General features: G+C 47.3%; 23 protein-coding genes and 1 tRNA gene. 13 read left to right on the forward strand and 11 right to left on the reverse strand.

Annotation, left to right across the window (positions count from 1 at the left end; translation table 11 throughout):
* Positions 1-41: 41 nt before the first annotated feature.
* Positions 42-728 (reverse strand): helix-turn-helix domain-containing protein, encoded by a 687-nt coding sequence (locus tag LFE_RS08315; RefSeq protein WP_014449780.1) that lies wholly within the window; start codon positions 726-728, stop codon positions 42-44.
* A gap of 100 nt (positions 729-828) precedes the next feature.
* Here LFE_RS08315 and LFE_RS08320 point away from each other — a divergent pair, with 100 nt between their 5' ends.
* Positions 829-1,245, forward strand: coding sequence for a cupin domain-containing protein (locus LFE_RS08320; protein WP_014449781.1), 417 nt, complete (start codon positions 829-831; stop codon positions 1,243-1,245).
* A 118-nt stretch (positions 1,246-1,363) separates the two neighbouring features.
* Here LFE_RS08320 and LFE_RS08325 read toward each other — a convergent pair whose 3' ends face one another.
* From LFE_RS08325 to LFE_RS08365, 7 genes are all read right to left on the reverse strand, one after another.
* Entirely contained in the window at positions 1,364-2,074 is a 711-nt protein-coding gene (locus LFE_RS08325; RefSeq protein ID WP_014449782.1) for an O-methyltransferase, read from the reverse strand.
* Positions 2,075-2,406: 332 nt separating this feature from the next.
* Positions 2,407-2,850, reverse strand: a complete 444-nt coding sequence (locus LFE_RS08335) for an SRPBCC domain-containing protein (protein WP_014449783.1) — start codon at positions 2,848-2,850, stop codon at positions 2,407-2,409.
* 57 nt (positions 2,851-2,907) lie between these two features.
* The gene (locus LFE_RS13170) at positions 2,908-3,894 is read right to left on the reverse strand and encodes an alpha/beta fold hydrolase (protein WP_014449784.1); all 987 of its coding nucleotides are present in this window, start codon (positions 3,892-3,894) and stop codon (positions 2,908-2,910) included.
* Positions 3,894-4,517: a TetR/AcrR family transcriptional regulator gene (locus LFE_RS13735; protein WP_081495394.1), complete on the reverse strand. Its 624-nt coding sequence runs from the start codon at positions 4,515-4,517 to the stop codon at positions 3,894-3,896. The genes LFE_RS13170 and LFE_RS13735 overlap by 1 nt, the downstream gene beginning before the upstream one ends.
* 85 nt (positions 4,518-4,602) lie before the next feature.
* Positions 4,603-5,064: a MarR family winged helix-turn-helix transcriptional regulator gene (locus LFE_RS08355; protein ID WP_014449786.1), complete on the reverse strand. Its 462-nt coding sequence runs from the start codon at positions 5,062-5,064 to the stop codon at positions 4,603-4,605.
* Positions 5,057-5,488, reverse strand: a complete 432-nt coding sequence (locus LFE_RS08360; protein ID WP_041774264.1) for an EVE domain-containing protein — start codon at positions 5,486-5,488, stop codon at positions 5,057-5,059. Before LFE_RS08360 ends, LFE_RS08355 begins: the two co-directional genes overlap by 8 nt.
* Positions 5,485-5,919, reverse strand: coding sequence for an SRPBCC family protein (locus tag LFE_RS08365; protein ID WP_014449788.1), 435 nt, complete (start codon positions 5,917-5,919; stop codon positions 5,485-5,487). Before LFE_RS08365 ends, LFE_RS08360 begins: the two co-directional genes overlap by 4 nt.
* A 181-nt stretch (positions 5,920-6,100) precedes the next feature.
* Here LFE_RS08365 and LFE_RS08370 point away from each other — a divergent pair, with 181 nt between their 5' ends.
* Together LFE_RS08370 and LFE_RS08375 are read left to right on the forward strand one after the other, a co-directional pair.
* Positions 6,101-6,709: a TetR/AcrR family transcriptional regulator gene (locus LFE_RS08370; RefSeq protein WP_041774941.1), complete on the forward strand. Its 609-nt coding sequence runs from the start codon at positions 6,101-6,103 to the stop codon at positions 6,707-6,709.
* Entirely contained in the window at positions 6,706-7,911 is a 1,206-nt protein-coding gene (locus tag LFE_RS08375; protein ID WP_014449790.1) for a YbfB/YjiJ family MFS transporter, read from the forward strand. Before LFE_RS08370 ends, LFE_RS08375 begins: the two co-directional genes overlap by 4 nt.
* A gap of 617 nt (positions 7,912-8,528) precedes the next feature.
* On the opposite strand, the gene LFE_RS08380 is transcribed toward LFE_RS08375, so the two are convergent.
* Positions 8,529-8,604 (reverse strand) — tRNA-Thr (locus LFE_RS08380).
* Positions 8,605-9,072: 468 nt separating this feature from the next.
* Here LFE_RS08380 and LFE_RS08385 point away from each other — a divergent pair.
* The 8 genes from LFE_RS08385 to ftsY all read left to right on the forward strand — a co-directional run bounded on the left by LFE_RS08385 (position 9,073) and on the right by ftsY (position 15,948).
* Positions 9,073-9,936: a thioredoxin domain-containing protein gene (locus LFE_RS08385; protein ID WP_158310259.1), complete on the forward strand. Its 864-nt coding sequence runs from the start codon at positions 9,073-9,075 to the stop codon at positions 9,934-9,936.
* Positions 9,937-10,089: 153 nt separating this feature from the next.
* Positions 10,090-10,401 carry a hypothetical protein gene (locus tag LFE_RS08390; protein WP_014449792.1) on the forward strand — a complete coding sequence of 104 codons (312 nt, stop codon included), beginning with the start codon at positions 10,090-10,092 and terminating at the stop codon, positions 10,399-10,401.
* A gap of 44 nt (positions 10,402-10,445) precedes the next feature.
* Positions 10,446-11,210 (forward strand): prepilin peptidase, encoded by a 765-nt coding sequence (locus LFE_RS08395; protein WP_014449793.1) that lies wholly within the window; start codon positions 10,446-10,448, stop codon positions 11,208-11,210.
* Positions 11,211-11,308: 98 nt separating this feature from the next.
* Positions 11,309-11,848: a universal stress protein gene (locus LFE_RS08400; RefSeq protein WP_014449794.1), complete on the forward strand. Its 540-nt coding sequence runs from the start codon at positions 11,309-11,311 to the stop codon at positions 11,846-11,848.
* Positions 11,848-12,837, forward strand: a complete 990-nt coding sequence (locus tag LFE_RS08405; protein ID WP_014449795.1) for a PhoH family protein — start codon at positions 11,848-11,850, stop codon at positions 12,835-12,837. The genes LFE_RS08400 and LFE_RS08405 overlap by 1 nt, the downstream gene beginning before the upstream one ends.
* A 52-nt stretch (positions 12,838-12,889) precedes the next feature.
* Positions 12,890-14,398, forward strand: coding sequence for an HDIG domain-containing metalloprotein (locus LFE_RS13175; RefSeq protein ID WP_158310260.1), 1,509 nt, complete (start codon positions 12,890-12,892; stop codon positions 14,396-14,398).
* On the forward strand, positions 14,388-14,978 hold the full coding sequence (gene ybeY / locus LFE_RS08415) for an rRNA maturation RNase YbeY (protein WP_050989512.1): 591 nt from the start codon (positions 14,388-14,390) through the stop codon (positions 14,976-14,978). Before LFE_RS13175 ends, ybeY begins: the two co-directional genes overlap by 11 nt.
* 52 nt (positions 14,979-15,030) lie before the next feature.
* Entirely contained in the window at positions 15,031-15,948 is a 918-nt protein-coding gene (gene ftsY, locus LFE_RS08420; RefSeq protein ID WP_041774944.1) for a signal recognition particle-docking protein FtsY, read from the forward strand.
* On the opposite strand, the gene aroE is transcribed toward ftsY, so the two are convergent.
* Positions 15,933-16,808 (reverse strand): shikimate dehydrogenase, encoded by an 876-nt coding sequence (gene aroE / locus LFE_RS08425; protein WP_014449799.1) that lies wholly within the window; start codon positions 16,806-16,808, stop codon positions 15,933-15,935. The two genes, ftsY and aroE, sit on opposite strands and share 16 nt — an antisense overlap.
* Positions 16,805-17,059 carry a hypothetical protein gene (locus tag LFE_RS08430; RefSeq protein ID WP_014449800.1) on the reverse strand — a complete coding sequence of 85 codons (255 nt, stop codon included), beginning with the start codon at positions 17,057-17,059 and terminating at the stop codon, positions 16,805-16,807. Before LFE_RS08430 ends, aroE begins: the two co-directional genes overlap by 4 nt.
* 112 nt (positions 17,060-17,171) lie before the next feature.
* Here LFE_RS08430 and uvrC point away from each other — a divergent pair, with 112 nt between their 5' ends.
* Together uvrC and LFE_RS08440 are read left to right on the forward strand one after the other, a co-directional pair.
* The gene (gene uvrC / locus LFE_RS08435) at positions 17,172-19,022 is read left to right on the forward strand and encodes an excinuclease ABC subunit UvrC (RefSeq protein WP_014449801.1); all 1,851 of its coding nucleotides are present in this window, start codon (positions 17,172-17,174) and stop codon (positions 19,020-19,022) included.
* 2 nt (positions 19,023-19,024) lie between these two features.
* Positions 19,025-22,117 carry an AAA family ATPase gene (locus LFE_RS08440; protein WP_014449802.1) on the forward strand — a complete coding sequence of 1,031 codons (3,093 nt, stop codon included), beginning with the start codon at positions 19,025-19,027 and terminating at the stop codon, positions 22,115-22,117.
* The last annotated feature ends 168 nt before the right edge of the window (positions 22,118-22,285 follow it).

The following is a 22,285-nucleotide window of genomic DNA, read 5'->3' on the forward strand; positions in this document are numbered from 1 at the left end:
AAATTTTCCAGTATCCTTTCACAATCAAAATTTTCATTACATCATAGGTTAACTTCAAATATTTCCGTAAGATTTCGCCTACCATCATTGGTAAGATAAACAGCCCGGATTTCCTGACCACGACGAATCCAGTTGAGTTCCATAAAACGGTTCGCCATGGCTGCCCCAAAAGCCCCGCCTATGTGAGGTTTCCTCTCACTCCAGTCAATACAGCGCCTGGCAAAAAGTCGACGGGAATGTCCAAGTGCTGTCCATTCGATCCCTAAGACTTCCAAATGATAACGACCACTGTCCGTGATTTGAAAATCTCTTTCTTCCAGAAAAACCCATTTTTTTTCCTGCATTTTCTCCGCCAAGACGACTCCAAGTCTCCCTGCCAAATGGTCGTAACACATCCGGGCCTGTCTAAGTGGAAGAATGCGGGAAATATCCGACCTTTCGCCAACTCTGATTTCAGATGAAGCGGCAAGGTAATCTTCGAGTGCTTCCATCATCCGTGCATTGATGACCCTGTAATAGCGGTGTCGTCCACACTGTTCGACGCATAAAACCCCCATCTTCTTCATCAATGTCAGATGTTCGCTGGCGGTCTGATTCGATATCCCTGCCCGGCAAGCCAGCTCACTTGCAGGAAGTGCCCGGCCATCCGCAAGGGCCAGAAGCATCGCAGCACGTGCCGGTGAGGAAATCATTTGGGCCACCTGTGACAGTTTCAGAACTTCATCCATATTTCGTCCACTCCCGAATCATTCACATCATAAAGGATGTTAGGGTAGTTTCAGGTTGTCACTCAAAGGCAACCACAACCCTTCAAAAAAGGAGAACACTATGACATTATCTGCCATTTTTCAAAAAACAAATGAAATGCCCTGGATCCCGGGAAGCGTTCTTTTTGGCGAAAAATTATTGGTAGAAGGACAGGATGTTATTTTTCTCAAGATCCTGAGCGATCGAAGGGATCAAGGCGGAGGCGTTGCCGAAATCACAAGGTTTGCCCCCCCGCCCGGGAAACGGATCCGGATCAAAGCCATCGCCGAATCCGATGAACACGTCTATGTTCTGGAAGGGGGGCACGATGATGGGATCGGCAAACAAATCCGCTTCCCCGGAGACTATCTTCTTCACCCCAAGGGTCTTCCCCATAGCGCCATCCTGTCACGGGAAACAATCGCTCTGGTCATCTATGCAGGAGAAGCAGACCGGGTGACCGAATTTCGTGTGGAAGATTGCAAACAGGGCGATTGAAGAGAGATCAGCATTCTCCCTGCATGAGAAAAAGAACTTTACCGGAAAATGGGCCCGAACCAGTGATGGAAAACAGTCATCCTGATTCGGGTCACTATTATGATGCAAGAAAACTCATTTACAGGATAACCCCGAATTCGACGCCAGACTCAAAATCAAGAGTCATGTTGCTGATGCCAGGATGGTTGTCCAGAAGGTTTTTAAATGGCAAAACCTCATCGGATGACGTATACATGTTGTCGGCCAGGATGATCGCTCCAGGCTTCAGCAGTTTTTCAACTTTCTGGAATACATCGAGATATCCACTTGCCCAGATATCGATGAAGACCATATCGAATGATTCATTCATGCTAGCCACCGTTGAAAACACGTCGCCCCGAAACAAATCGACATAAGAGGCTAGCCCCATGGATTGAACGTTCTCCCAAAGAGTGTCGCACTTGCTATCGTCCATTTCCGTTGCGACCACTTTGCCTTTTCCCAGTACCCTGAGCGCCTCGGCGAAATACAATGTCGAAACGCCTCTTGAACTCCCAAGTTCCAGAATGGCCTCCGGTCTTTTTACCAGAGTCAGATTGAACAGAAACTCTCCCATCTCCGGAGAGATGGCAAGCGACAGAGCAGAATCCTGAACCAAGATGCCATGAGTCTTGAGAAACAACCCTTTTTCAAAAGGCGCAAGAGTCCCGTATTGTTTTACAAGTTCGGAAAATGCCTTGTCCGAACCCTTAAACTGAGCACGCGCCTTGCCATGGATTTCATCATCACTCTTCTTATGCAGGGATGACAGGCAATCACTCAACCCTTTATTTTTTTTTAAAAGATTCATTTTTCCTCCCTAAAAAATAAAACTATAGAATATTTCAATAAAGTTTCGACTCGGGAATCCAGTTCTCTTCCAAAGTCCCGCTTTTTTGATAGAAAAAGAATCAGTTGCATAAAATCAGACGATGAAGTTTTCGGGTAAAGACATCCGATTACACCCCTTCACACCCCCCAAAAGTCCGGAACTTCTTTCACAAACGGGAGATATGCCCATTCCATCTCCTGGATTTCTGGAGAGTCGATTACCGTTGATACAAACAGACCCATTGCTCAAAAGATAAAGACAAATTGGCTTTGCCTTCGCTTTTCCAAAATTTCGCTCTTTTCCCGGATCCATTATTTTTCAAGTGTTTCTGCACGTTTTTTCAGTGCATGGTTCATGGATTCGAAGCCTTGACGAACACGCTCGTACCAATGAAGTCCCATGAATAGGGGCAAAAAACCTGTAAAGCGCTCGGAATGCTCGAACCGGATCGCTCCATTGCTCTCTGGAATCAGCCGGAATGAGTGCTCTCCAGCGAAGAGAGCAGAAATACCAAAGGTTCCAACCCACCGGAATTCCCGTTCGGGTGTCATCGCGATGAGAATAGGAGAGAAAGACATCGGCCGGCGTCCAGGCAAACGCACAGCGACGTCCAATCGTTTCCCGACCGTAAGAGAGCCAGATACCCGTACTACCAGGGGATTCCACTCTGGGTACCGGGGAAGATCAATCAATATCCGCCAGATATCAGCGACAGGAGCGTGGATGTCGATCATTGTCTCAATGTCTCGTGCCATGCAGGATCTCCTTACATCTTTTAAAAGTTGATTGGTAAGCAATTGATAACTTTCAGGTCAAAAAATTTTCGGCCTTTCCATGCGAGCCTTGATTTCCCTAAGAATAACCGCAAACCGCTCTGGCTCCTCATCATGTGGCAGGTGAGCGGACGATTCGAACCAGAAGAGTTCCTTTCCGAGAGGTGCTTTCAATAAAGCATGGTAGCGCTGCAAAATAACCGGAGGGGCAACAGCATCACGTCGTCCCTGACAGAAAAATACGGGAACATCCAGAGAAGGAACCTGACGGAAAAGGTCCAGGTCTTTCATCGATGGAAGAAGAGAATCCTGGGTAAGGGAGATCCCACTGAGTGCCTGCAAAGCCTCGCGCCATGTATAGTTCGGAGAAGAAAAAAGACGCCAGAGATTTTTCCTGAGGAGCGAAGAAAAGTGTTCACGACGGTGAATGCCCCCGAACTCGGTCATCCATTTCGCTCGTTCCATGAAATCCTTGCTCTCCATGTAAGGAGGGGGGCCAATACGTTCCAGCGCTTGCAAAGCTTTCCGGTTCTTTCTCACACTCGCCTGTTGCCAGACAAAGTCATGGGCCATCGCATCGCTTTCCTCGATCCGGACATCCATACCTACCCCGATCAGGGCACGGATCCCTTCCGGAGCCCGATACGCTGCAAGGGCGGCAAGACTTGCCCCCAGAGAAAATCCGAGCAGATAGACAGACTCGACTTCCAGACGCTTTCGAAGCACAACAACCATCTCCTCTACATCGAGGACAAGACGATCCAGGGGCTGAGACCCGAAAGAGACATCCCGGTGGAACGATTTCCCGCACCCCCGCAGATCCCAGTAGACAACCCGGAATGACTCTTCCCATTTCAACCGCTCTTCCAAAGCATCGGCTTCATGGATTACAGGGAATCCCGGGCCGGCCTGAATGATCAGGAGAACCGGGAGACTCGGCTCCTTTCCCCGCACAAGGATCCACTGATCATCGTCTCCCAAACGCACTCGCTCGAATAGACGGACAGAATGCTCGGCTCCAGTCATTAGAATCTCCCTTCTTTTTGGCTGAGGGCCCGTTCAAGAAGATCTTTTATAGATTCCCTCCATTTGAGCGCAGGGGGTTCGCATTCCTGAAAATACAGCATGCGGGCAAACTGGCTCAGAAGACCAATCGTCAGAGAAGCCAGAAGATCGGTACTCTCCTCCGGATCGACAGTCCCTTCTGCCTTCCCCTTCTCGATCCATTGTCTCAGCAATCCGAGAAGGGGATTGAGCCGCGTTTTCGAGCTGGCCTGCGGCCAGAAAAGACGCAGGTTCTCATGAACATAGATCACGGCATCAAGGTTCTGGTCCAAAAACCGAATGTAGCGGTCCACCAGAGCGTTAAGGTCTTCATGGAAAGTTTGTTGAGGATCCATGGATTCCTGTACGCTCATGACCAGCGTTCCGTAGCAGCGTTCGAAAAGGTGGATCGCCAGGGTGTTCTTGCTCTCGAAGAACTTATAGAGCACGGTATTGCTATAACCCGTAGCTGCCGCAATATCCCTGAGACTGGTCTCGCAGAGACCATCCCGGACAAACAGGCGCAAAGCCTCCAGCAAGATGGCCTGTCTTGAAGGCGGATCATCGGGCGATGCGAGAGGTATAAGGGAGTATTCTGTGACCATGTCGTTAGGTTATCAGATGCTAACTCAAAGAACAAGAGAGCGGTTAACAATCACAACCGCATCGGCTCATTATTGAAAGAACGGCTCAGGCTTTTGTAATCAAACGGAGCAATTCCCTGTTTAAAGCCTTGCGCCCCTCTCCTTTCTCACCAAAAAATGTGTCATCAACATCTTCAACGACCGGGAGGGCAGCTACCGTCACATCCCGCCCGGTTTGAGTCAATTCCAATATTTTGGCACGCGTATCGGTCGGATGAGAACGGCGAAGGAGGAGCCCGCGCACTTCCAGTGCACGCAAAACCTGAGAGGTCATCATGACGTCCAGTTTCGAATGGTGGGCAAGCATGACCTGCGTGACATGCTTCTCTCTGGCAGAAAGCCATAGAAGGCCCGCCAGCAAGACAAACTGGACCTGAGTGAGCCCATACGGTTTCAATTGCCTAGCGATGGCTCGTTGCCATAGCGTCGTAATCTGCCAGATCAGAAAACCTGTACTGTCATTGGCTTCTTTTTCAGAAAACGGCCACTCTGCTTTTGTACTACCCATCCAGTTTAACCTCCATGGCTTTTGCAATCAGCAGAAAATCCTCTTCAGTCATTTCGATGTGCCCAGTGCGGAAAGGATACCCCCAATGCTCGGTGTCCCGGATAAAAGACAGATTCGCTATCAGGGAATGAATATGGACAGGCCTGCATTTTAAATACTCGACATCGCGCCGAAAGGGAAGAAAGTCGTGAGACATGGGATATTGGTAAATATTCTCCCCTATGATTCTGCCTATAGCGGTGAACATTTGCAGAGGTTCCCTTTCATTGGTCTCCGTTTTCGGGGAATAATAGACAAGCCAGTCACCCACCCTCATCCGATGAAGCGGAGCGGCCTTGCCGTGGCACAACTGAGCAAATCCCTCCGCCCTTCCCCATTTCACGTGAGACCAAGATGCCACCCCGATCCAGTATCGCACCCTCATTCAAGCTGCCCGGCAAGGCTTGAACATTTCTCAAGGGTCTCCTTCAATGTTTTTTGGATACCACGTCCAATCAGTAGGGCAAACAAAGGACTTAACCACCCATGCATCTCGATACGAACGCTGATTTTCCCACCCTTCCCCGGAGAGTCTTCGGGCGAATAGGTGTGTATAAAATCCATACAGGTCAGGGGCAGAAAGGAGCGGTTCGTGAAACCCCGTTTTTTTTGGACCTCCAGCATGACAAAATTCACCATGGGCTCACCAACTGGTTTCAATTGCCCCCTGCTTCCTGCCTCAAACGGCCCATCCAGAGTGACCCATTCCAATCCTTCGTCCCAATGATTCCACTCGTGGGGTCGGGACCAGAGTGCCCAAACCTGTTCTGCATTAGCTGTAGTCGGAATCGTTTCTTCATACCTCCATGTCAGCATCTGATCCTCCAGTAGTAATTACATATATTATATATATGATTACTATATCTCAGTGGGACCTTTGTTTCAACAGGAGATCATTGGGCCAGGAGAAAATCTTTCTTGGAAGCAAATCCCCCTTGGTCACAATCGTTTTTTTACCTATTGAATATAGACCGGTCTATCTATTATGATTGCACTCATGAAAAAGCCCATTCATCCAGGAAAGACTCCCTCAAATGTTGTCCGGACCCGTATTCTCGAAACGGCCGCCAATCTTTTTTATCTTCATGGGATCTCCAATGTCGGGATTAATGAGGTCATCGGAAAAGCCGGTGTAGCCAGAATGTCCCTCTACCATCACTATTCTTCCAAGGACGATCTTATTCTGGCTGTGCTCGACCATATCTCTGCCCAAAGGGCCGAGATAATCGGGAACGCCCTTTCCGGATACCACACCCCGGAGACCCGGCTTATGGCTATATTCCTGATCCTGAAGGAAACCGTCCATGAAGAGACCTTCCGGGGATGCGCATTTATCAACGCGGCAATAGAAAGGGCAAAACAGGAAGATCCCATCCACGCAAGGGTTGCCAAACACAAGAGAATGATTCAGGAAATCTTTCTCAAACTGGCAAAGGAAGCGGGAGCAGACAATCCGGACCTTCTAGCCCGGCAATTGATGATCCTTTGGGACGGTGCGATCACACAGTCCTACATTCATCAGGATCCGGAAATCGTTTCTTTTGCAGTGGATGCCGCCAGAAAACTGATTGCAGCGAGCCTTCGGGAAAAACAGGAAGATTCATGAAACCTACCTCCTTCACAGACTTTCTCCCGTCCGGGCTTCTGGGGCTCGGAACGGCCGTCGCTCTCGGGTTTTCCCGATTCGATTACGCTCTCATTCTTCCTTCCATGAAAAGAGATCTTGCTCTAAACTTCACTGAAGCCGGATGGTTGAATACAAGCAATGCGATCGGGTATCTCTTGGGATCTATCGTAGCGAAACCGCTGATCGGGCACTTTGGAGTTCGGATGATTTTCCGTTTCGGATTGATCCTGACTTCAAGTGCTGTTCTGACAACAGGGCTTTTCCATGCCTACATCCCACTTCTTCTTCTCCGGGTTCTGGCCGGAGTCTTCGGAGCGCTCTCCTTTATCTGCGGGGGCGTTTTGGCCGCGGGCTTGTTTCCGGGGAATGCAGGGCGGACGGCCGTCTCGATTTCAATTTACATGGCGGGAGGAGGTCTCGGGATCCTGCTGTCCGGACTGACAATCCCAATGGCCCTATCCCGCTGCGACGATAATTGCTGGCCGTGGATTTGGATAGGGTTAGGAGTCGCGAGCTTTTTATTCACCGTTTTTTCTTGGTCCAGTGCCCACAGATCACAACTGCAAGGAGCCGTTCATCAAGGAAAGTCCTCCTGGAAAATCGGCTCCTTTGTTCCGCTTTTAACCGGATATTTCCTATTTGGGGCCGGTTACATCATTTATATGACCTACATTATCGCCTGGGTCCGGGAAAGTGGACGTTCGGTAGAAGAAGTTTCCTTTTTCTGGGCACTCCTGGGTGTGGCAGTCATCGTATCTCCGCCCATATGGAAAAGAGTTCTGAGCGGTTGGAGGGGGGGCAGGCCGATGGGAGTAGCTATAGGCATAACGGCATTGGGAAGTCTGATTCCTCTTTTTTCGACCTCCTTTTTTTCAATGATCGTTTCGGCTATATTTTTCGGTCTTGCCTTCCTCAACGTCCCGGCAACGATGACGACCTTTCTGCAAAGATCCCTTCCTCAGTCGCATTGGGGAAGCTCGATCGCATTTTTCACCTTGATTTTCTCTCTGGGTCAGATTATTGGTCCAGTTGTTGGAGGGTGGATCGCCGATCGGGAGGGAATACTTTCCGCAGGCCTGATGTTTTCTTTTATCAGCCTGTTTGCGGGGGCATCTGTCGCCGTTTTCCAACAGGAGATTCAGCAGCGGCAGGGGGAGGCGACAGATATGAAAACCCTTTAACTGGATAATTTATGTGATAGGAATTCCCTCAAGGCTGTATTAAAATCTTACCACCAAGAAGGACTCCTTAACTCGTGAAACTAAACGCCGTGTCAAGTTATTCCTCAATTCGCTGCAACTGGTAGTACTTCACCCGCAGTTCAACGCGTGCCGGAACTGGATTAAAGATATTTGAAATGATGGAATGCAAAGGCACACCAACTATGTCATTGCACCATACGCTAAAAGACAATTGTATCGCTCACCGTGACAATTTGGTTCAGCTTGAAGGGGTCAGGATGGCGGCATTCTCTTGAGTGTCTCGGACAATGCTTGGGGTTATTGAAAAGATATCGTCTCATACAAATTCAAGGACACATCTTCAGAAAAGTTAAAAAACACCGAATACATCATTCACTCAAGCATTCTGGACCGAAGTTTCGGCTTCGGAATTGGAGGTGTAGGTCCAAAAAGAAAAGGAAAGCCCTTCTATCGAAATTTCAATATATTACAGAAACGTTCAGCGATTGATAAGCATTGAAATGGCGCTAGGATTTTCGAAAACCTTACCCCAAGATTATCGATAGGAATCAACTAATAAAATAAATGGGGCACAAACAATAAACATCAGGCAATATTGGAGCTCCTGTCCAGAATCGAACTGGAAACCTTCCGCTTACAAGGCGGGTGCTCTGCCAATTGAGCTACAGGAGCGGCAGGGAGGCAAAAACCAATGTATTCTATTTGGAGAAGAAAAAAAACGCAATACTCATTTGGAGACAGGATCCAAACACAATTCCCCCCAATCAGAAAACCCATATAAAAACGTTATTTTTTAAGCGGAGGCTCGATAATTAAAGCCCATTTCCCTTGACCCATTATCATTCTTTGGGTTACGCTCCATAAGTATGCGCTGCAAACAATATCAGGGATCCTTTTCCCGGAGGATTGAAGTTAAAGGGCTGAAGCAACCCATTCAGATTCCACACTTCAAATTGTAACGTCAAGATCCAATTTGGTCAGACATAGAATGAGAAGGTCAATAATTTGAAAAGACTATCCTGTCTTCTTTTTTGCTTGATTGCTGTTTCAATCATGTTCCCTACTCTCTCTCTGACTCCCGCAAAAGCAGATACGAATACCAAACAGCCTGACACCAAAAAAGAACCAAAAGAAGTCGGGATGACCGATGCCGATCGGGCAATGCAAGCAAAATTTCAAAAGGTGCTCGAACAATCCATGGCTTTGCAAAGAGTACCAGCCAAAAGCCTCACATGGATGGCACCCAAACAAATCTCAAAAAGTATCAAGGCTTTTCCTTTTTCGATCGATATAGGAAACAACCGTATCTTCTCAACTGTCTATCTGATTGATAACCAGTATTTTGTAACGACACCGATTCTCGATACAAAAGATAGCTTTCGACCTGTTCCAGACATATCTCCACCGATGCCTATAGACTTATCCCTATCTCCAAGCCTCTTTCCTCTGACTCACTTCCCATCCATTGGTTCCATTAACGCACAGAATACCCTCATCGAGTTTGCGGATGACCAATGCCACACCTGTCGAAAGTGGAACAGGGAAGTGCTGCCTTTGATCCGCAATGAAAAAAATATTCACTTTGTCTATATCCCGTATCCGATCGTGGTTCTTCACCCAAATGCACTTGATGCAGCCATTTTTGAAATGTGCGCCGAGCAAACCCTTCCAGGAAGTTTTTGGGATGTCCACGATCTGCTGAACAATCGGATTGAACTGGGAACCTTGTCCAAAGACCAAATGGATTCCGCTTTCAAAGGGATCATTGCAACCAAAAATCTTCCGGCCGCCAAGATGAATGCCTGTACAAAAACACAAGGTCCCCTGGCAGAAATTCAGGGAGCGGATGACACGCTACTCTCCCATACAGGAATACCCAACGTACCAACTTTTGTCGCAGATGGACATGTTGTGACAGGATATCAGTCCCTGGAAAATATCAAGAAGCTGTTTGCCCCCAAAGCGCCATTGCCCGCGGCGGGAAGCGCAAAGAAGTCTCCTTGAGAATCCCTTCTGGGGAAACACATTCATGCTGACTTGAAAGGTCCACTCAAGACAGATTAAAATCTGCCTGTCTACGTGTCTACCCAAAAACTGACCGGCCTTATGGAGTCGTCACTAAATTCGTTTGTCTTGAAAACTAAGGAGAAAGCAAGCATGGCACTCATCAAGTGGGTGGATATTGACAGATGGACTGAAATTGATATGGAAGAATTGACCAAACAGGCTGAGTCACTCTCTACCGAGGAAACCAAGGCCGCAATCAAGGATGCCGTCAGTACGATCAAAAACTCCCTGAACCTTCTTGAAAAGAAAAAAACGACAAAAGAAAAACGTGATCGGATGACAAAGGAACGCATTAACATTCTTCTGAGACTTGGGTTTGAAATCCGGTTCAAAGATCCCGAGAAGCAGCCAGTGGCATCGGATCAAGAGTCAAAAGAGTCCCTGACACCCAATCCGTCATAACAGTCTGACTGGAAGATCTCCCAAACAAAAGAACTGAGTCAAACTTGATCTGGACGGATTTCGGATTACTGGCGTCACTTTTTTTCCTGGGGACCGTTTGGGGAAGCTTTCTGGGAGTTCTTGCAGACAGGATTCCCAGGAATGAATCCATCCTTTTCCCTCCTTCCCACTGTAATCACTGTAACAGGAGGCTCACTCTCCTTGACCTGTTACCTCTTTATGCATGGATTATCGGGAAGGGTCGATGTCGCGTCTGCCAATCCCCGATAGACAAGCAAACACTTTACTCGGAACTTTTAACTGCCGGTTTCTTCATCCTTTTGGGGATCATTCACCTCAATGGTGGGAACGTCCTCAAGCCATTTGTTTTCGGATCATTTGCGATCCCATTATCCCTTATCGATCTGCGCCACTACAGGTTACCCCATAAGTTAACCATAACCGCCATGATTTCTGGCATTCTCCTCTCTTTTCTTGATCCAGGTGGCTCTTTCAAAACAAGCATTGAAGCATCACTTTCAGCTCTGGCATTTCTTGTTCCCATTGCTTATCTAAAGCCAAACGCATTGGGAATGGGCGACGCCATTTTCTTTGGTGCCATTGGCAGCTTCACCAGCTTTCAGGGAATTCTGGTAGCGCTGATTTTTGCCTCCGGAACAGCCATTCTTGCAAGCCTCGCATGGAGTGTATGGGAAGTGTCCAACGGCAGGAAAGCATCTATCAAAACTCTACGGATCCCTTTTGGACCTTTTCTATCCATCGGTGGTTTGACCGCGATTTTACTCCCCTTTCCTCAATTTCTGATCTGAATGTCTTGCGGGCTCGATTCCCATAAGACAGGTCCGCAAAACAATTGAAACAACCGGACCATTTTGATTGTCCAGCCTTCTTGTGCTAGGATTTGTCCATGGGAAAAAATGAAGAGAAAGTCCTATTTCCAGTTGATCTTCTTCCTCTTGATGACCTTGTCATGGATCAAGTGGTAAGAGCGTGCAAGGATTATGGTGCCGGTCTTCATCTGTACCATGCTCTTTCAACCTTTTCAGATCTTCCCATGGGCTTTCCGGTTCCGCTTCAAATCTATGAGCAGATTGGGCTTCTCGCGTCCCAGCAGCTCGAAAAAATTGCTCAGGGTTTTCTTGACCGGGGGGTTCCTGTCAGCATTGCTCTTTATCGCGGTGAAGCAGATACGATCACTCTCTCTCTGGCTTCATCCGGAGAAAAGGATCTGATCATTCTTGTATCCCGGGGTAAAGGAGCTTTGGGTCGCATTTTCCTAGGATCGACCTCAACATCAATCATTCACCACAGCCCTTTGCCGGTCCTCCTCTTAAAAGCAAAAGACATTCTTCTCTCGGCAAAAGAATCCTATCAAAACATCCCAATGCCCCAAAATATTTTTTCACCCAGCGCTCCGACGTCTGGGCCATCAACACCCCTCCATTGATGGATAGAATCCAGAAAGATTTCCACCTCCCGGAAAATCTTGATCCCAAAGTCTTTTTGGGGGAAATGGATTCCCATCTCCATTTATTCGAAGAGGCTTTTTCCATTCATCTCGCAACATCCGGGCACCGAATTACCGCCACAGGTCAAAAAGACAATATCCTGCAGGGGGAAAAGGTCATTCTGGATCTGGCAGCCCTGATGGCAAGCGGGTATGCAATCAGGGAAGATGAAATTCGTCAGGCAATTGCCCTGACCAGAAACGACCCGGGGATTACGCTAAAGAATCTGCTCACAGAATATATCCCCATCAATAGCAGAAAACGCGTTATATTTCCCAAATCCGCCCATCAGCTCGAGTACATACAGGCCATCAAGAAAAATGACATTGTCTTTGGAATCGGGCCAGCTGGAACAGGAAAAACATATCTCGCCATGGCGATGGCAGCCTACCATCTGCTGAAGCATTCCTGCAGAAAGATCATTCTTGTCCGGCCTGCAGTTGAAGCCGGAGAAAAGCTCGGATTTCTCCCTGGTGATATTGCAGAAAAGATCAACCCTTACTTGCGCCCTCTTTATGATGCACTTTTTGATATGATTGATGCAGACAAAGTTCAAAAAATGATGGAAAAACAGGAGATAGAAATTGCACCACTGGCTTTCATGAGAGGCAGAACCCTGAACGATGCCTTTATTATTCTCGATGAAGCCCAAAACGCAACACGTGAACAAATGAAAATGTTTCTCACCAGAATAGGGTTCAACTCCAAAGCCGTCATCACCGGAGATGTGACACAGGTTGATCTGCCAAGTGACCGATCCAGCGGATTGGTGGAAGCGACCAAGATATTAAAAAATATCGATGGGATCAAATTTCTTCACTTTAGCGAGGTGGATGTCGTCAGACATCGTCTCGTACAGGAAATCATCAAAGCCTATGAAAAACATGCCCCGGAGGAAGGTACTGGCAGACCTTCTTCCAATAAATAGAACCCCACAAATATCCATTCCTAAAAATAAAAGACGTTGGGATATATGGCTTTTGGCAGGGATTAGCCTTGTTCTGGCACTTGTGAGAATCAATCTCGGACTTTTTCCTCCAACGCTCTCCCCTGAATCACTGAAAAACCAATCCTTGCCACTGACCGGAGTTCCTATGGATTCCATCCATGTCTTTTTGGGAACATCCCTGCTGGTCTTTCTGGCGATTGTATCCATAATGGTTACCTATAGAACCTTCATGGATCCTCCCAATGAGTTTGAACGAATCAATCAGACGCATTTTCTGCAGATCCTTCTGGGAAGCATCCTTCTCTTTCTCATCATTCTCAGCACTCTGTCGATATTGATCGGACAGGGAAGTACCGCAAGCATCTTGTCCGAACATCATTTTTTGATCACACAGAATATCGAACTGATCGCAATTATCCTTATCGGAAATATCATCACACTCCTTCTTGGGAAAAAATCGGCTACACTTTTTTTCCTGATCTCCAGCATGATCATTGCCCTCTTGCCAACTTCCCGCTATGAAATGATTGTACTGCCACTTATTGCAGGGCCGATATCCAGCAGCTTGGCACTCATCCTCCCGGGTCGAATTGGCTCCCTGAAATCTGGTCTCCTTTCGGGCTTAATCACAGGACTGCTCTTTTTGGGAATGGAACTCTCGGTCAAAGATCCAACAGTTTTTACCTTACAGACAGAAGCCATCGCCGTTATTGCAACAACGCTTTTATTTCCCATGCTCGAAAACGTTGCAATGCCTTTGTTGGAAAAAAGCCTCGGACTTTTATCAGAGGCTTCCCTCACAGAACTTCTGGACCTGAATCACCCTCTTCTGCGTGAATTTTCAAAAAAAGCTCCAGGATCCTTTTTTCATAGCCTTGCGGTCGCCCAAATTGCTGAAGCGGCAGCTCTTTCTATCGGGGAAAACACGAAGCTCGCACGCGTTTCAGCCTATTTCCATGATATAGGCAAAATGGACAAACCCCAGTACTTCATTGAAAATCAGTCAACATTCAATAGACATGAGCTCCTGACCCCAAGAATGAGTTCCCTGATCCTCATAGACCATGTCAGAAAAGGCATTGAAATCGGTAAAAAATATGATCTCCCGGAAATCATAATCAGTGCCATTCCCGAACATCACGGAACAAGAGTCATGCAATATTTTCTTCGAAAATCCCGGGACGGAGCCAATAGCCCGGCAGATTTTCCATCAGAATCAGATTTTCGTTATCCGGGACCAAAACCACAAAACAAAATTACAGCAATCCTCATGATGGCCGATGCCATTGAAGCGACCGGCAGGGCAGTCAAAATCCAGGATGCCTCCCCCGCGAGAGCCATTTCCGTCATTGATGAAACACTTATGGAAATACAAAAGGATGGTCAGCTGGATGAATGCCCCTTGACCATTTCCGAAATTGCCACACTGAAAGAGGTCTTTGTCCGGACACTGTTGCAGACACAACACAAGCGAATAGCCTATCCCGGAGCAAAAACAACTGGCATCGCACCCTCATGGAAACCCAAAGATGCCAGTTGAAATAATCAATCTCCAGAGAAAGTTCCCAATAGACCATTTCTGTTTTGGAAAGATTGCTGAACTCGGACTGTCCTCCCTGAAGCAATCGAAGAATCAAGTTGTCCTGATATTTGTCAATGATCATCGGATGCGGCACTTGAATAAAACATTCAGGGGAAAAAGGAAAACAACCGATGTTCTCTCTTTTTCCTATCAAAAGGAACGATTCCTAAAAGGACTGGGATCTCCTGATGGGGAAGTTGTGATTTCATTACAACAGGCAAAACGTCAGGCAGATCGCGCAGGGATTCCATTTTTTGATGAAATCGTTAACCTCATCATTCATGGACTCTGTCACTTGAAAGGGTACGATCACGAGATCGGCGAGCAGGAAGCTTCCCTTATGAAGAAAGTGGAAAGGAAAACCGCCAGATTCATCGATCAAGGCTATCACCAGTGGCTCAACACACAACCAAAAAATCTTTCCAATACAATGCTTCAGGAATCGTCTCCATCATTTCAAGGGAAAATCCCTGATGACTTCCTTCAACCCACGAAGAAATCATTGAAAACCAATAAAGGAAAGGAGCATAGCAGCTGATCTCCCCCACTGTACAAGATGAACAGGTGAGCGGGATCTTTTGCGCTTTGAAATGAACCTTTTTCAAAAATTTACGGACGGACTCAAGAAAACGAGAGCCAACCTGACAGAAAAGATTGACTCTCTTTTCAAGAAAGATCGCTCTTCAAACTTTCATCAGGAGCTTGAGACAATCCTTCTCACATCTGATATGGGTCCAAAGGTGGTGTCCAGTCTTATTACAGACCTGAAAGAATGGGAGAAGTCCCCCGGAACGGACCAGTTCCCTGATGCCAGAAGTTTTATGATCGATCGTATCGAAAAACTTTTTCCCGACACCACTCCCATCTGGGAGAATCCCGAACGATCCTCACCATTGGTCATTCTTGTCGTGGGGGTCAATGGAGCCGGAAAAACGACAACCGTTGCAAAACTTGCGGCCCTATTCAAAAGCGAGGGGAAATCCGTGATTCTTGGTGCGGGAGATACTTTCAGGGCAGCCGCCATCAAACAGCTTGAACTTTGGGGAGAAAAGCTCTCCATTCCGGTTGTCCATCAAAAAGAAGGAGCAGACCCGGCGTCTGTCGCCTTTGACACAGTCAAAGCTGCCATTTCAAGAAAAATTGATGTCGCCATCATTGATACGGCAGGAAGACTTCAAACCAAAAACAACCTGATGAGTGAACTTTCAAAGATCCATCGCCTTGTCATCAGGGAAGTGGGGAACAACCCCATTGAAACGCTCATTGTTCTTGACGCCACCATTGGGCAGAACGCCGTTTCACAGGTCAAGCATTTTGGAGAATCCGTTCCATTGACAGGTATGATTCTTTCAAAGATGGATGGAACCTCAAAGGGAGGAATTGCGGTGGGCCTAGCAAAGGAGTTCAGTCTTCCAGTCCGATTTATTGGGGTGGGCGAACAAAGCTCCGATCTTTTGCCATTTGATCCGTCCCTTTTTGCCCGGTCCATCCTTCAAACAGATAGCTGATCCATCAGATCTTTTCTATAGGGAAGAGCCTTCGCCATGGCTTTCGCCATTTCTTTTACAGGAGCGGGGATTCCTGTCCATATTTCAAAGGACAATGCTCCCTGAAACAAAAGCATGGGCAAACCGTCCGAAAAGGGAACTCCACGTTTTTTTGCCCAAGCCACACACTCAGTCTCCCCTTCCCTCCCATAAGAAAGATCGAAAACAGACGCAACAGAAGACTTCTCTATCGTCTCCAGTGGAGGAAAGGCCCCCTGGACAGGAAATGCGTTTCGAGAAAGTGTGTTGATAATATGCCATCTTTTTCCGTCAAGAGACGCCTTTATTTTGGACAACTCATTCAATGTTATATATTTTTCACTTGAAAATTCTTTCAAAAGTGATTGGACCCTTTCCAACGAACGGTTGAACACACTGACACTCGACACCCCCATCGATGCTAAGCCTTCAAGAACCGCCCGAGCTGACCCACCTGCTCCCAAAACAATGAAATGGTCCGCCGGCTCAGAGGATTTCTCCAAAAAAACGGAATAGGACTTCACGAATCCTGAAACATCCGTATTGTACCCTTCCCATTTTCCATCTTTTAAAAAGACCGTATTCACCGAGCGTATTTTGGACGCAATCCCCAACACCTGATCGACCTTCCTGTAGGCCAGTTCTTTAAACGGAAGAGTCACATTAAAACCGGACACCCCCAGCTCCTTCAGGCAAAAAATCGTATCTTCCGCCCGAAGTGGGTCAAGGTTCATGGGGACATAGGCAGCATCTATCCCACAGGCATCAAACGCGGCCTGCTGGAAACAGGGAGAGAGAGAATGCTCCACAGGGTGGCCGATAATCCCGAAAAAGGCTTTCATGCAATCTCTTTTAAAACGTAGCGGAAGATTACCCAAAGAAGAACACCGGCGAGAAGGGAAACACCCCCGATCAAGGCTCCCTTGGGCCCAGATGCAATCATGTAAATAAAAACTCCGATAAAAAAAAGGACTCCGAAGAAGTATTGGATGACCTGAAACCAGTCAGACCGGCTCATCCCTGTGGGGACAGGATCCCCGGGATCCTCTCTCTCATGAGGAACATCGCCCTCTTTTGTTTTTGGATCCTCCATCACGTCCCCCTCATTTCCTGTTTGCAAAACCTTTGGCATCAACGGCACTCAGCCCCCGATTTGTATTATAGTGCTAGGAGCAGGCAGGAACAATCCAACATGGATGGATGAAATGGCTGAGATCATAAACACCGGGACGGAAAATGTTTTTTCTCCCGAGATTCTGGAAAGAATCCGGATGGCTCCATGCGAACCAGGCGTCTATATCATGAAAGACGCCGATGGGCATGTCCTTTACGTAGGAAAATCACGGAACCTTAGAGACCGAATAAGATCCTACTTTACCACCCGAACCGGTCGTGGGAACCGGATCGCCATGATGGTCACGAAAATCCGGAATATTGATACCATCGTAACGCAAACCGAAGTCGATGCACTCATTCTCGAAAACAGCCTCATCAAAAAATACCGCCCAAAATACAATGTCTTGCTGAGGGATGATAAAACCTATCCTCTCTTAAGGTTTACATGGCAAGAATCCTTCCCAAGACTTTCTGTCGTCAGAAAAATCCAGAATGATGGCGCACTTTACTTTGGTCCATTTGTTTCCCCTGGAGCTCTCAAGGATACATTAAGGCTCGTAACCCGAACATTTCCCCTGGCTTCCTGCGAAATCCCGCTGGACGGATCGACCGAAAGACCTTGTGTCGAGTACCAGATACAGAGATGTCTCGGACCATGCGCCGGCCTTGTTTCCATTCCGGACTACCGGAAAGTCGCCAATGAGGTCCGGCTATTTCTCGAGGGAAAAAATGATGACCTGCTCAGGGCCCTTCATCAGGAAATGACAACACTTGCAAAAGATCTGCGATTTGAAGAGGCTGCAAAAATACGGGACAGATTCCTAAACGTTTCAATGATTCAGGAAAAACAAGGCATTTCCTTCGACATTCAACATTCTGTGGATGTCGTGGCAATCGTTCGGGACGTCCCTTTTGTTCTCATAGAGGTTCTTCAGCTTCGGGGAGGATCGGTGAGTGGAAAACGGGAGATTGATTTAAAAAATGGTGAAGAAGCCACCGATTCTGAACTTCTTGGAGCTTTTTTCGATCAATATTATGGCAAGGACCTCTCGACCATACCGGACGAGATTCTCATTGGAAGTCCCCTGTCTGAAGAAGAGCTCATGAGTCTCAGCTGGCTCACCGAAAAGAAAGGTGGGAAAGTAAGAATCCACCATCCACTTCGTGGAGACAGAAAAATCCTTCTGGATCTTTCCATCAAAAATGGTCAGGAAGCACTTATTGAACAGAAAAAACAAAAAGGGGCTTTCAAGGAAGCACTTATTGAACTTGCAGAAATTCTGGGGCTCGAAGCTCCTCCATCCCTGATGGCTTGTGTTGACATATCCAATATAGGGGATGCTTTTCCCGTCGCATCGTACGTTACTTTCCGGGATGGCAAACCAGAAAGGTCCGGCTATAGGAAATTCAGGATCCAGCTTGAAAAAGGACAGGATGACTTCAAAATGCTCGCACATGTGATGGAACGCCAATTCAAGGAAAACCCGCTTCCGGATCTCTTGGTCATCGATGGTGGACCGGGACAGCTTGGTGCCTGTGTTGAAAGGCTCCAGGAAATGTCGGTTCTTCCTGTCTCCCGGGGCGTTGTCTCCATTGCAAAAGAACGCTTCAGAACAGGAAAGCTTGAACGCATTTTCATCCCGGGAATGGAAAACCCGGTCATTCTCCCTCCACACAGTAAAGCAACCCATATTCTGGTCCACATGAGAGACGAGGCCCATCGATTTGCCATTACCTACCATCGATCCCTCAGGGAAAACATCCTGAGAGAGTCAAGACTTCTCAAAATTCCCGGAATCGGACCCGAGCGTGAAAAAAAGTTGCTGAAAGAGTTCCGCTCGTTCAACGCGATCATGGCCGCTCCCGTCGAAGAGATCATGCGCGTTGCCGGAGTCTCCCAAAAGGTGGCCCAAGCGATCCTTGATATGGGGAAAGACTGAACATGTTTACAAAACTTCTTCTTGTCGGGTCAGGACTGCTCATTGTCAGTCTTGGCACCATCCTGAGAAAATACGTTGACCCTCTTTTTGACGACTACCCGCTTCTTGCGACTCTTGCGCTAGGACTCGTCATACTGACCTTTATCACAGCGATCATGATCACCAGCACAAACTACGCAAAGCCTTTGCCCGTTCGTTCGAAAAAGAAAAGACCCGGAGACACTCCCCCTCCGCCCATCTCATTTTTTCTGGAATGGGGAATCATTGCCTCAATCATGACCATGATAGGGATTCATTTTTCAAGTTCTCAGTCAACCCTCGCATGGGGACTCTGGATAACAAGCGGAACAATTTTCATTTCCTGCCTGTTTTTCCTGATGATTCCCTCAACAATCCCCCAACAGCTTCCCGGAGGAGAAGTCGGAACCCAGCAAAACATCCTGCATCTTCCTCCTGGAGCCTTTGCATTCTGGACAACCTCCATTTTTACCGGTGTATTTTTCCTTGTGATGGGTGCCGTTCTGAAGCCCTACGCAACGGTTGCCTCAATTGCCTCATTTGGTGTCGGAACCGGATGGTGCATTTCTGCCTTGACCTTCGCCATTCTCACAGGAATTCTCCTGGGAGGAATAACGATCGTACAGGGCGGGAATAATAAAAAACTTGTTCCTGAAGAAAATTTCACGACATTTCAAGGGAATCAGGAATTCAAGCTCTCCATGATGAAAGCCTATTCTGACTTTATCAACCATCAGGGTCTATTCAGCGCAGAACACAACGGTATTCTTCTATGGGGGGGAACTCCGGCTGGCAGAAACACCATTGTCCGGTCATTTGCAGGAGAATCAGGCAGAGCTTTTTTAGAACTCAAACTATCAGGGTTCAACCTCCTCGAAAAGCATATCCTCAAAGAACAGTTACAAAGATTCTTCAGAAAGATCAAGCCACTGCAACCAGCCGTTCTCCATATAACAGACTATGACGAAATACTCGGGACAGCTGACGGAGCTCTTCCCCCACCCTTCGATGCGATCAGGGATCTCCTCGAAGAACTTCTTCGCTTGAAAAATACATTGGTCGTCGCAACAGTTCCATCCCTTACAGGGATACCGGATGATTTTAAAACATCTCCTCTGATGCATTGGGTTATAGAAGTGCCTTTACCTGACCCATCAAGCAGATCAAGTCTTTTAAAAAGGATTTTACAAATTGAGGCCAAGAAAAAAGAGGCACTGGCTGGAGATATCTCGTTAATATCAGAAGAAATGGTGAACGGGTACGATCTCAAAAAGCTTGGAGAAATGATGGACGGCTTCAGCATTGAAGTCATCGAGGAGGTCGTCCAAAACGCTCTCAATACTGCACGAGAACTGAAACGGGCACTTAGGCAACTCGATCTCGATGTGTCGATCCGCAAAAAGAAGCAGGGTATCAAGGACCCGACAATTGGACCGATGGAAGCCATTCGTGCATTGCTGACCCCGGAAAAGATCCGGTTGACGCTGATTGAAAAAGCCGTTGAGGTGGCACTCCAGAACAAAAGAAGGTCAAGGGAGCCGATCATCATCGTTGGGCCGGACCCTATTCTCAGAATGCAGATCATTCAGCTTCTGGCAGAAAGGGAGCTTTTCAGTTTCAATGCCCTTCTCCAGAAGGAGCTTTCCAGGAACAGTCTTGCTGCGATGAGAAACTTCATCATCCAGTCCAGGAAAAAACGCCCGGCTATCCTCTACATTGATCCTATCGAGCTGCTATTCCCCCGGGTGCAGCTCTCAAACTTTGGGTACCATGGTGAAATTTACAATCAGAAAGTCATTGAGCTGACCCAGGTCCTTCAGGACAAACAATACTGGTTTGTCGGAAGCAATCCGCAAATCTCCAGTATCGACCCAATGATTCTCAGAAAGCTGACAAAGGTGATCGATATCAATGAACTGCAAAGGGAACTCATCGGGCAAATCGAAGAACATGCCCTGGCACAGATCCTCGATGGAGTTCCGTTGGAACAAGTCGATCTCAGCCAGTTTCTAAAAGAACCCATTATACCAACAGAAAACCATCCGCAAGAGATGAAGGAGCCGCTCGAGCCACTCCAGAAACATCCCAACATTCAGCTTAATCTTCCCGAGCTTCCGACAACATTGATCCCTGGCTATTTTGGAAGAGATGAAGTCCAGGAAGAGATTCTCTCCGTCCTCGACAGCTCCAAGTTGAAGATCCGCACAGGTGGTTCAAAACTGCTTGGAAGCTTCTTCTTTATTGGACCCAATCAGACGGGAAAGAAAACGATGGCCCAAGCCATCTCTGAATTTCTCTACAAAAAACCAAAAAGCTTGATTTATCGGGACATGAGTCTTTACGAAGAGCTCTATTACTCAGAACAGTTCATTCGCAAACCTGTGCTTGAGCGATCCCCCGTCAATGTACCGGAGGGTTTGTGGGACATTCTGAAAGAAAATCCCGACCAGTTGCTCTACCTCGACAATATTGAACGAGCCCATCCATCGGTCTGGTCGTCCGTGGAAGATCTGCTCAGGACCGGTGCCCTGCACTGGCAAAAACAGGAACTTTCACTGGCAAACATGACGATTGTCATGTCGACAACACTCTTTTCCCCTCAGGAAATTGCGGCTCTTGATGTGGAAGACAGAGCAAGTGAACTGGCAAGGATTGTCCAAAAGAATGACAGGCGTCTTGCATATCTCCCGGTTTTCCAGACACCGTTTCTCTCTCTGGTAGACAGAATCGTTCCCTTTGTCCCCTATTCCGAAAAGGATCTCAGAAACGCCATTGAGTATGAGATCAATCGTATTCTGAGATCCTTCCTTGAAGGGAAATCAGGAAACATTACGATTTCGACCGATATGGGGCTTGTAGACGGCATATTCACTCTGGTGGAACAAAAGCATCCGGATTTTTCAAAAGCCAGAACCATGACACAAAACCTCATGCTCCCCATACTCCACAAACTGGAGGGGAAAATAGCCTCAAATGGTCCCCCCGAAGAAATCGTCCTGTATTGGAACGGCACCAAGATCGACATGATCTCCAACACCCATGTACAATCCATTCCCGAACCTCTAAGCGCTGGATAGACACCACTTGCAGCCATCATTTTCACCCATTTCTTTCCAGAGATGCCTGATTTCATTGACACCGGAACGGTCGCATGTTTAAATCTGAACTGTCCCTCAAAAGAATGAAACGCAAGAAAAACAGCATGAAGCTTTTCTTGGCAGGCTGTTTCTATACGTAACCTTTAA

The sequence above is a fragment of the Leptospirillum ferrooxidans C2-3 genome, assembly GCF_000284315.1.
Taxonomy (GTDB): Bacteria; Nitrospirota; Leptospirillia; order Leptospirillales; family Leptospirillaceae; genus Leptospirillum; species Leptospirillum ferrooxidans.

Bases quoted from the DNA above. Each gene is read 5' to 3' on its own strand.
- LFE_RS08315 (WP_014449780.1), bottom strand. From the start codon at position 728: ATGGATGAAGTTCTGAAACTGTCACAGGTGGCCCAAATGATTTCCTCA.
- LFE_RS08320 (WP_014449781.1), top strand. From the start codon at position 829: ATGACATTATCTGCCATTTTTCAAAAAACAAATGAAATGCCCTGGATC.
- LFE_RS08325 (WP_014449782.1), bottom strand. From the start codon at position 2,074: ATGAATCTTTTAAAAAAAAATAAAGGGTTGAGTGATTGCCTGTCATCC.
- LFE_RS08335 (WP_014449783.1), bottom strand. From the start codon at position 2,850: ATGGCACGAGACATTGAGACAATGATCGACATCCACGCTCCTGTCGCT.
- LFE_RS13170 (WP_014449784.1), bottom strand. From the start codon at position 3,894: ATGACTGGAGCCGAGCATTCTGTCCGTCTATTCGAGCGAGTGCGTTTG.
- LFE_RS13735 (WP_081495394.1), bottom strand. From the start codon at position 4,517: ATGGTCACAGAATACTCCCTTATACCTCTCGCATCGCCCGATGATCCG.
- LFE_RS08355 (WP_014449786.1), bottom strand. From the start codon at position 5,064: ATGGGTAGTACAAAAGCAGAGTGGCCGTTTTCTGAAAAAGAAGCCAAT.
- LFE_RS08360 (WP_041774264.1), bottom strand. From the start codon at position 5,488: ATGAGGGTGCGATACTGGATCGGGGTGGCATCTTGGTCTCACGTGAAA.
- LFE_RS08365 (WP_014449788.1), bottom strand. From the start codon at position 5,919: ATGCTGACATGGAGGTATGAAGAAACGATTCCGACTACAGCTAATGCA.
- LFE_RS08370 (WP_041774941.1), top strand. From the start codon at position 6,101: ATGAAAAAGCCCATTCATCCAGGAAAGACTCCCTCAAATGTTGTCCGG.
- LFE_RS08375 (WP_014449790.1), top strand. From the start codon at position 6,706: ATGAAACCTACCTCCTTCACAGACTTTCTCCCGTCCGGGCTTCTGGGG.
- LFE_RS08385 (WP_158310259.1), top strand. From the start codon at position 9,073: ATGACCGATGCCGATCGGGCAATGCAAGCAAAATTTCAAAAGGTGCTC.
- LFE_RS08390 (WP_014449792.1), top strand. From the start codon at position 10,090: ATGGCACTCATCAAGTGGGTGGATATTGACAGATGGACTGAAATTGAT.
- LFE_RS08400 (WP_014449794.1), top strand. From the start codon at position 11,309: ATGGGAAAAAATGAAGAGAAAGTCCTATTTCCAGTTGATCTTCTTCCT.
- LFE_RS08405 (WP_014449795.1), top strand. From the start codon at position 11,848: ATGGATAGAATCCAGAAAGATTTCCACCTCCCGGAAAATCTTGATCCC.
- ybeY (WP_050989512.1), top strand. From the start codon at position 14,388: ATGCCAGTTGAAATAATCAATCTCCAGAGAAAGTTCCCAATAGACCAT.
- ftsY (WP_041774944.1), top strand. From the start codon at position 15,031: ATGAACCTTTTTCAAAAATTTACGGACGGACTCAAGAAAACGAGAGCC.
- aroE (WP_014449799.1), bottom strand. From the start codon at position 16,808: ATGAAAGCCTTTTTCGGGATTATCGGCCACCCTGTGGAGCATTCTCTC.
- LFE_RS08430 (WP_014449800.1), bottom strand. From the start codon at position 17,059: ATGGAGGATCCAAAAACAAAAGAGGGCGATGTTCCTCATGAGAGAGAG.
- uvrC (WP_014449801.1), top strand. From the start codon at position 17,172: ATGGCTGAGATCATAAACACCGGGACGGAAAATGTTTTTTCTCCCGAG.
- LFE_RS08440 (WP_014449802.1), top strand. From the start codon at position 19,025: ATGTTTACAAAACTTCTTCTTGTCGGGTCAGGACTGCTCATTGTCAGT.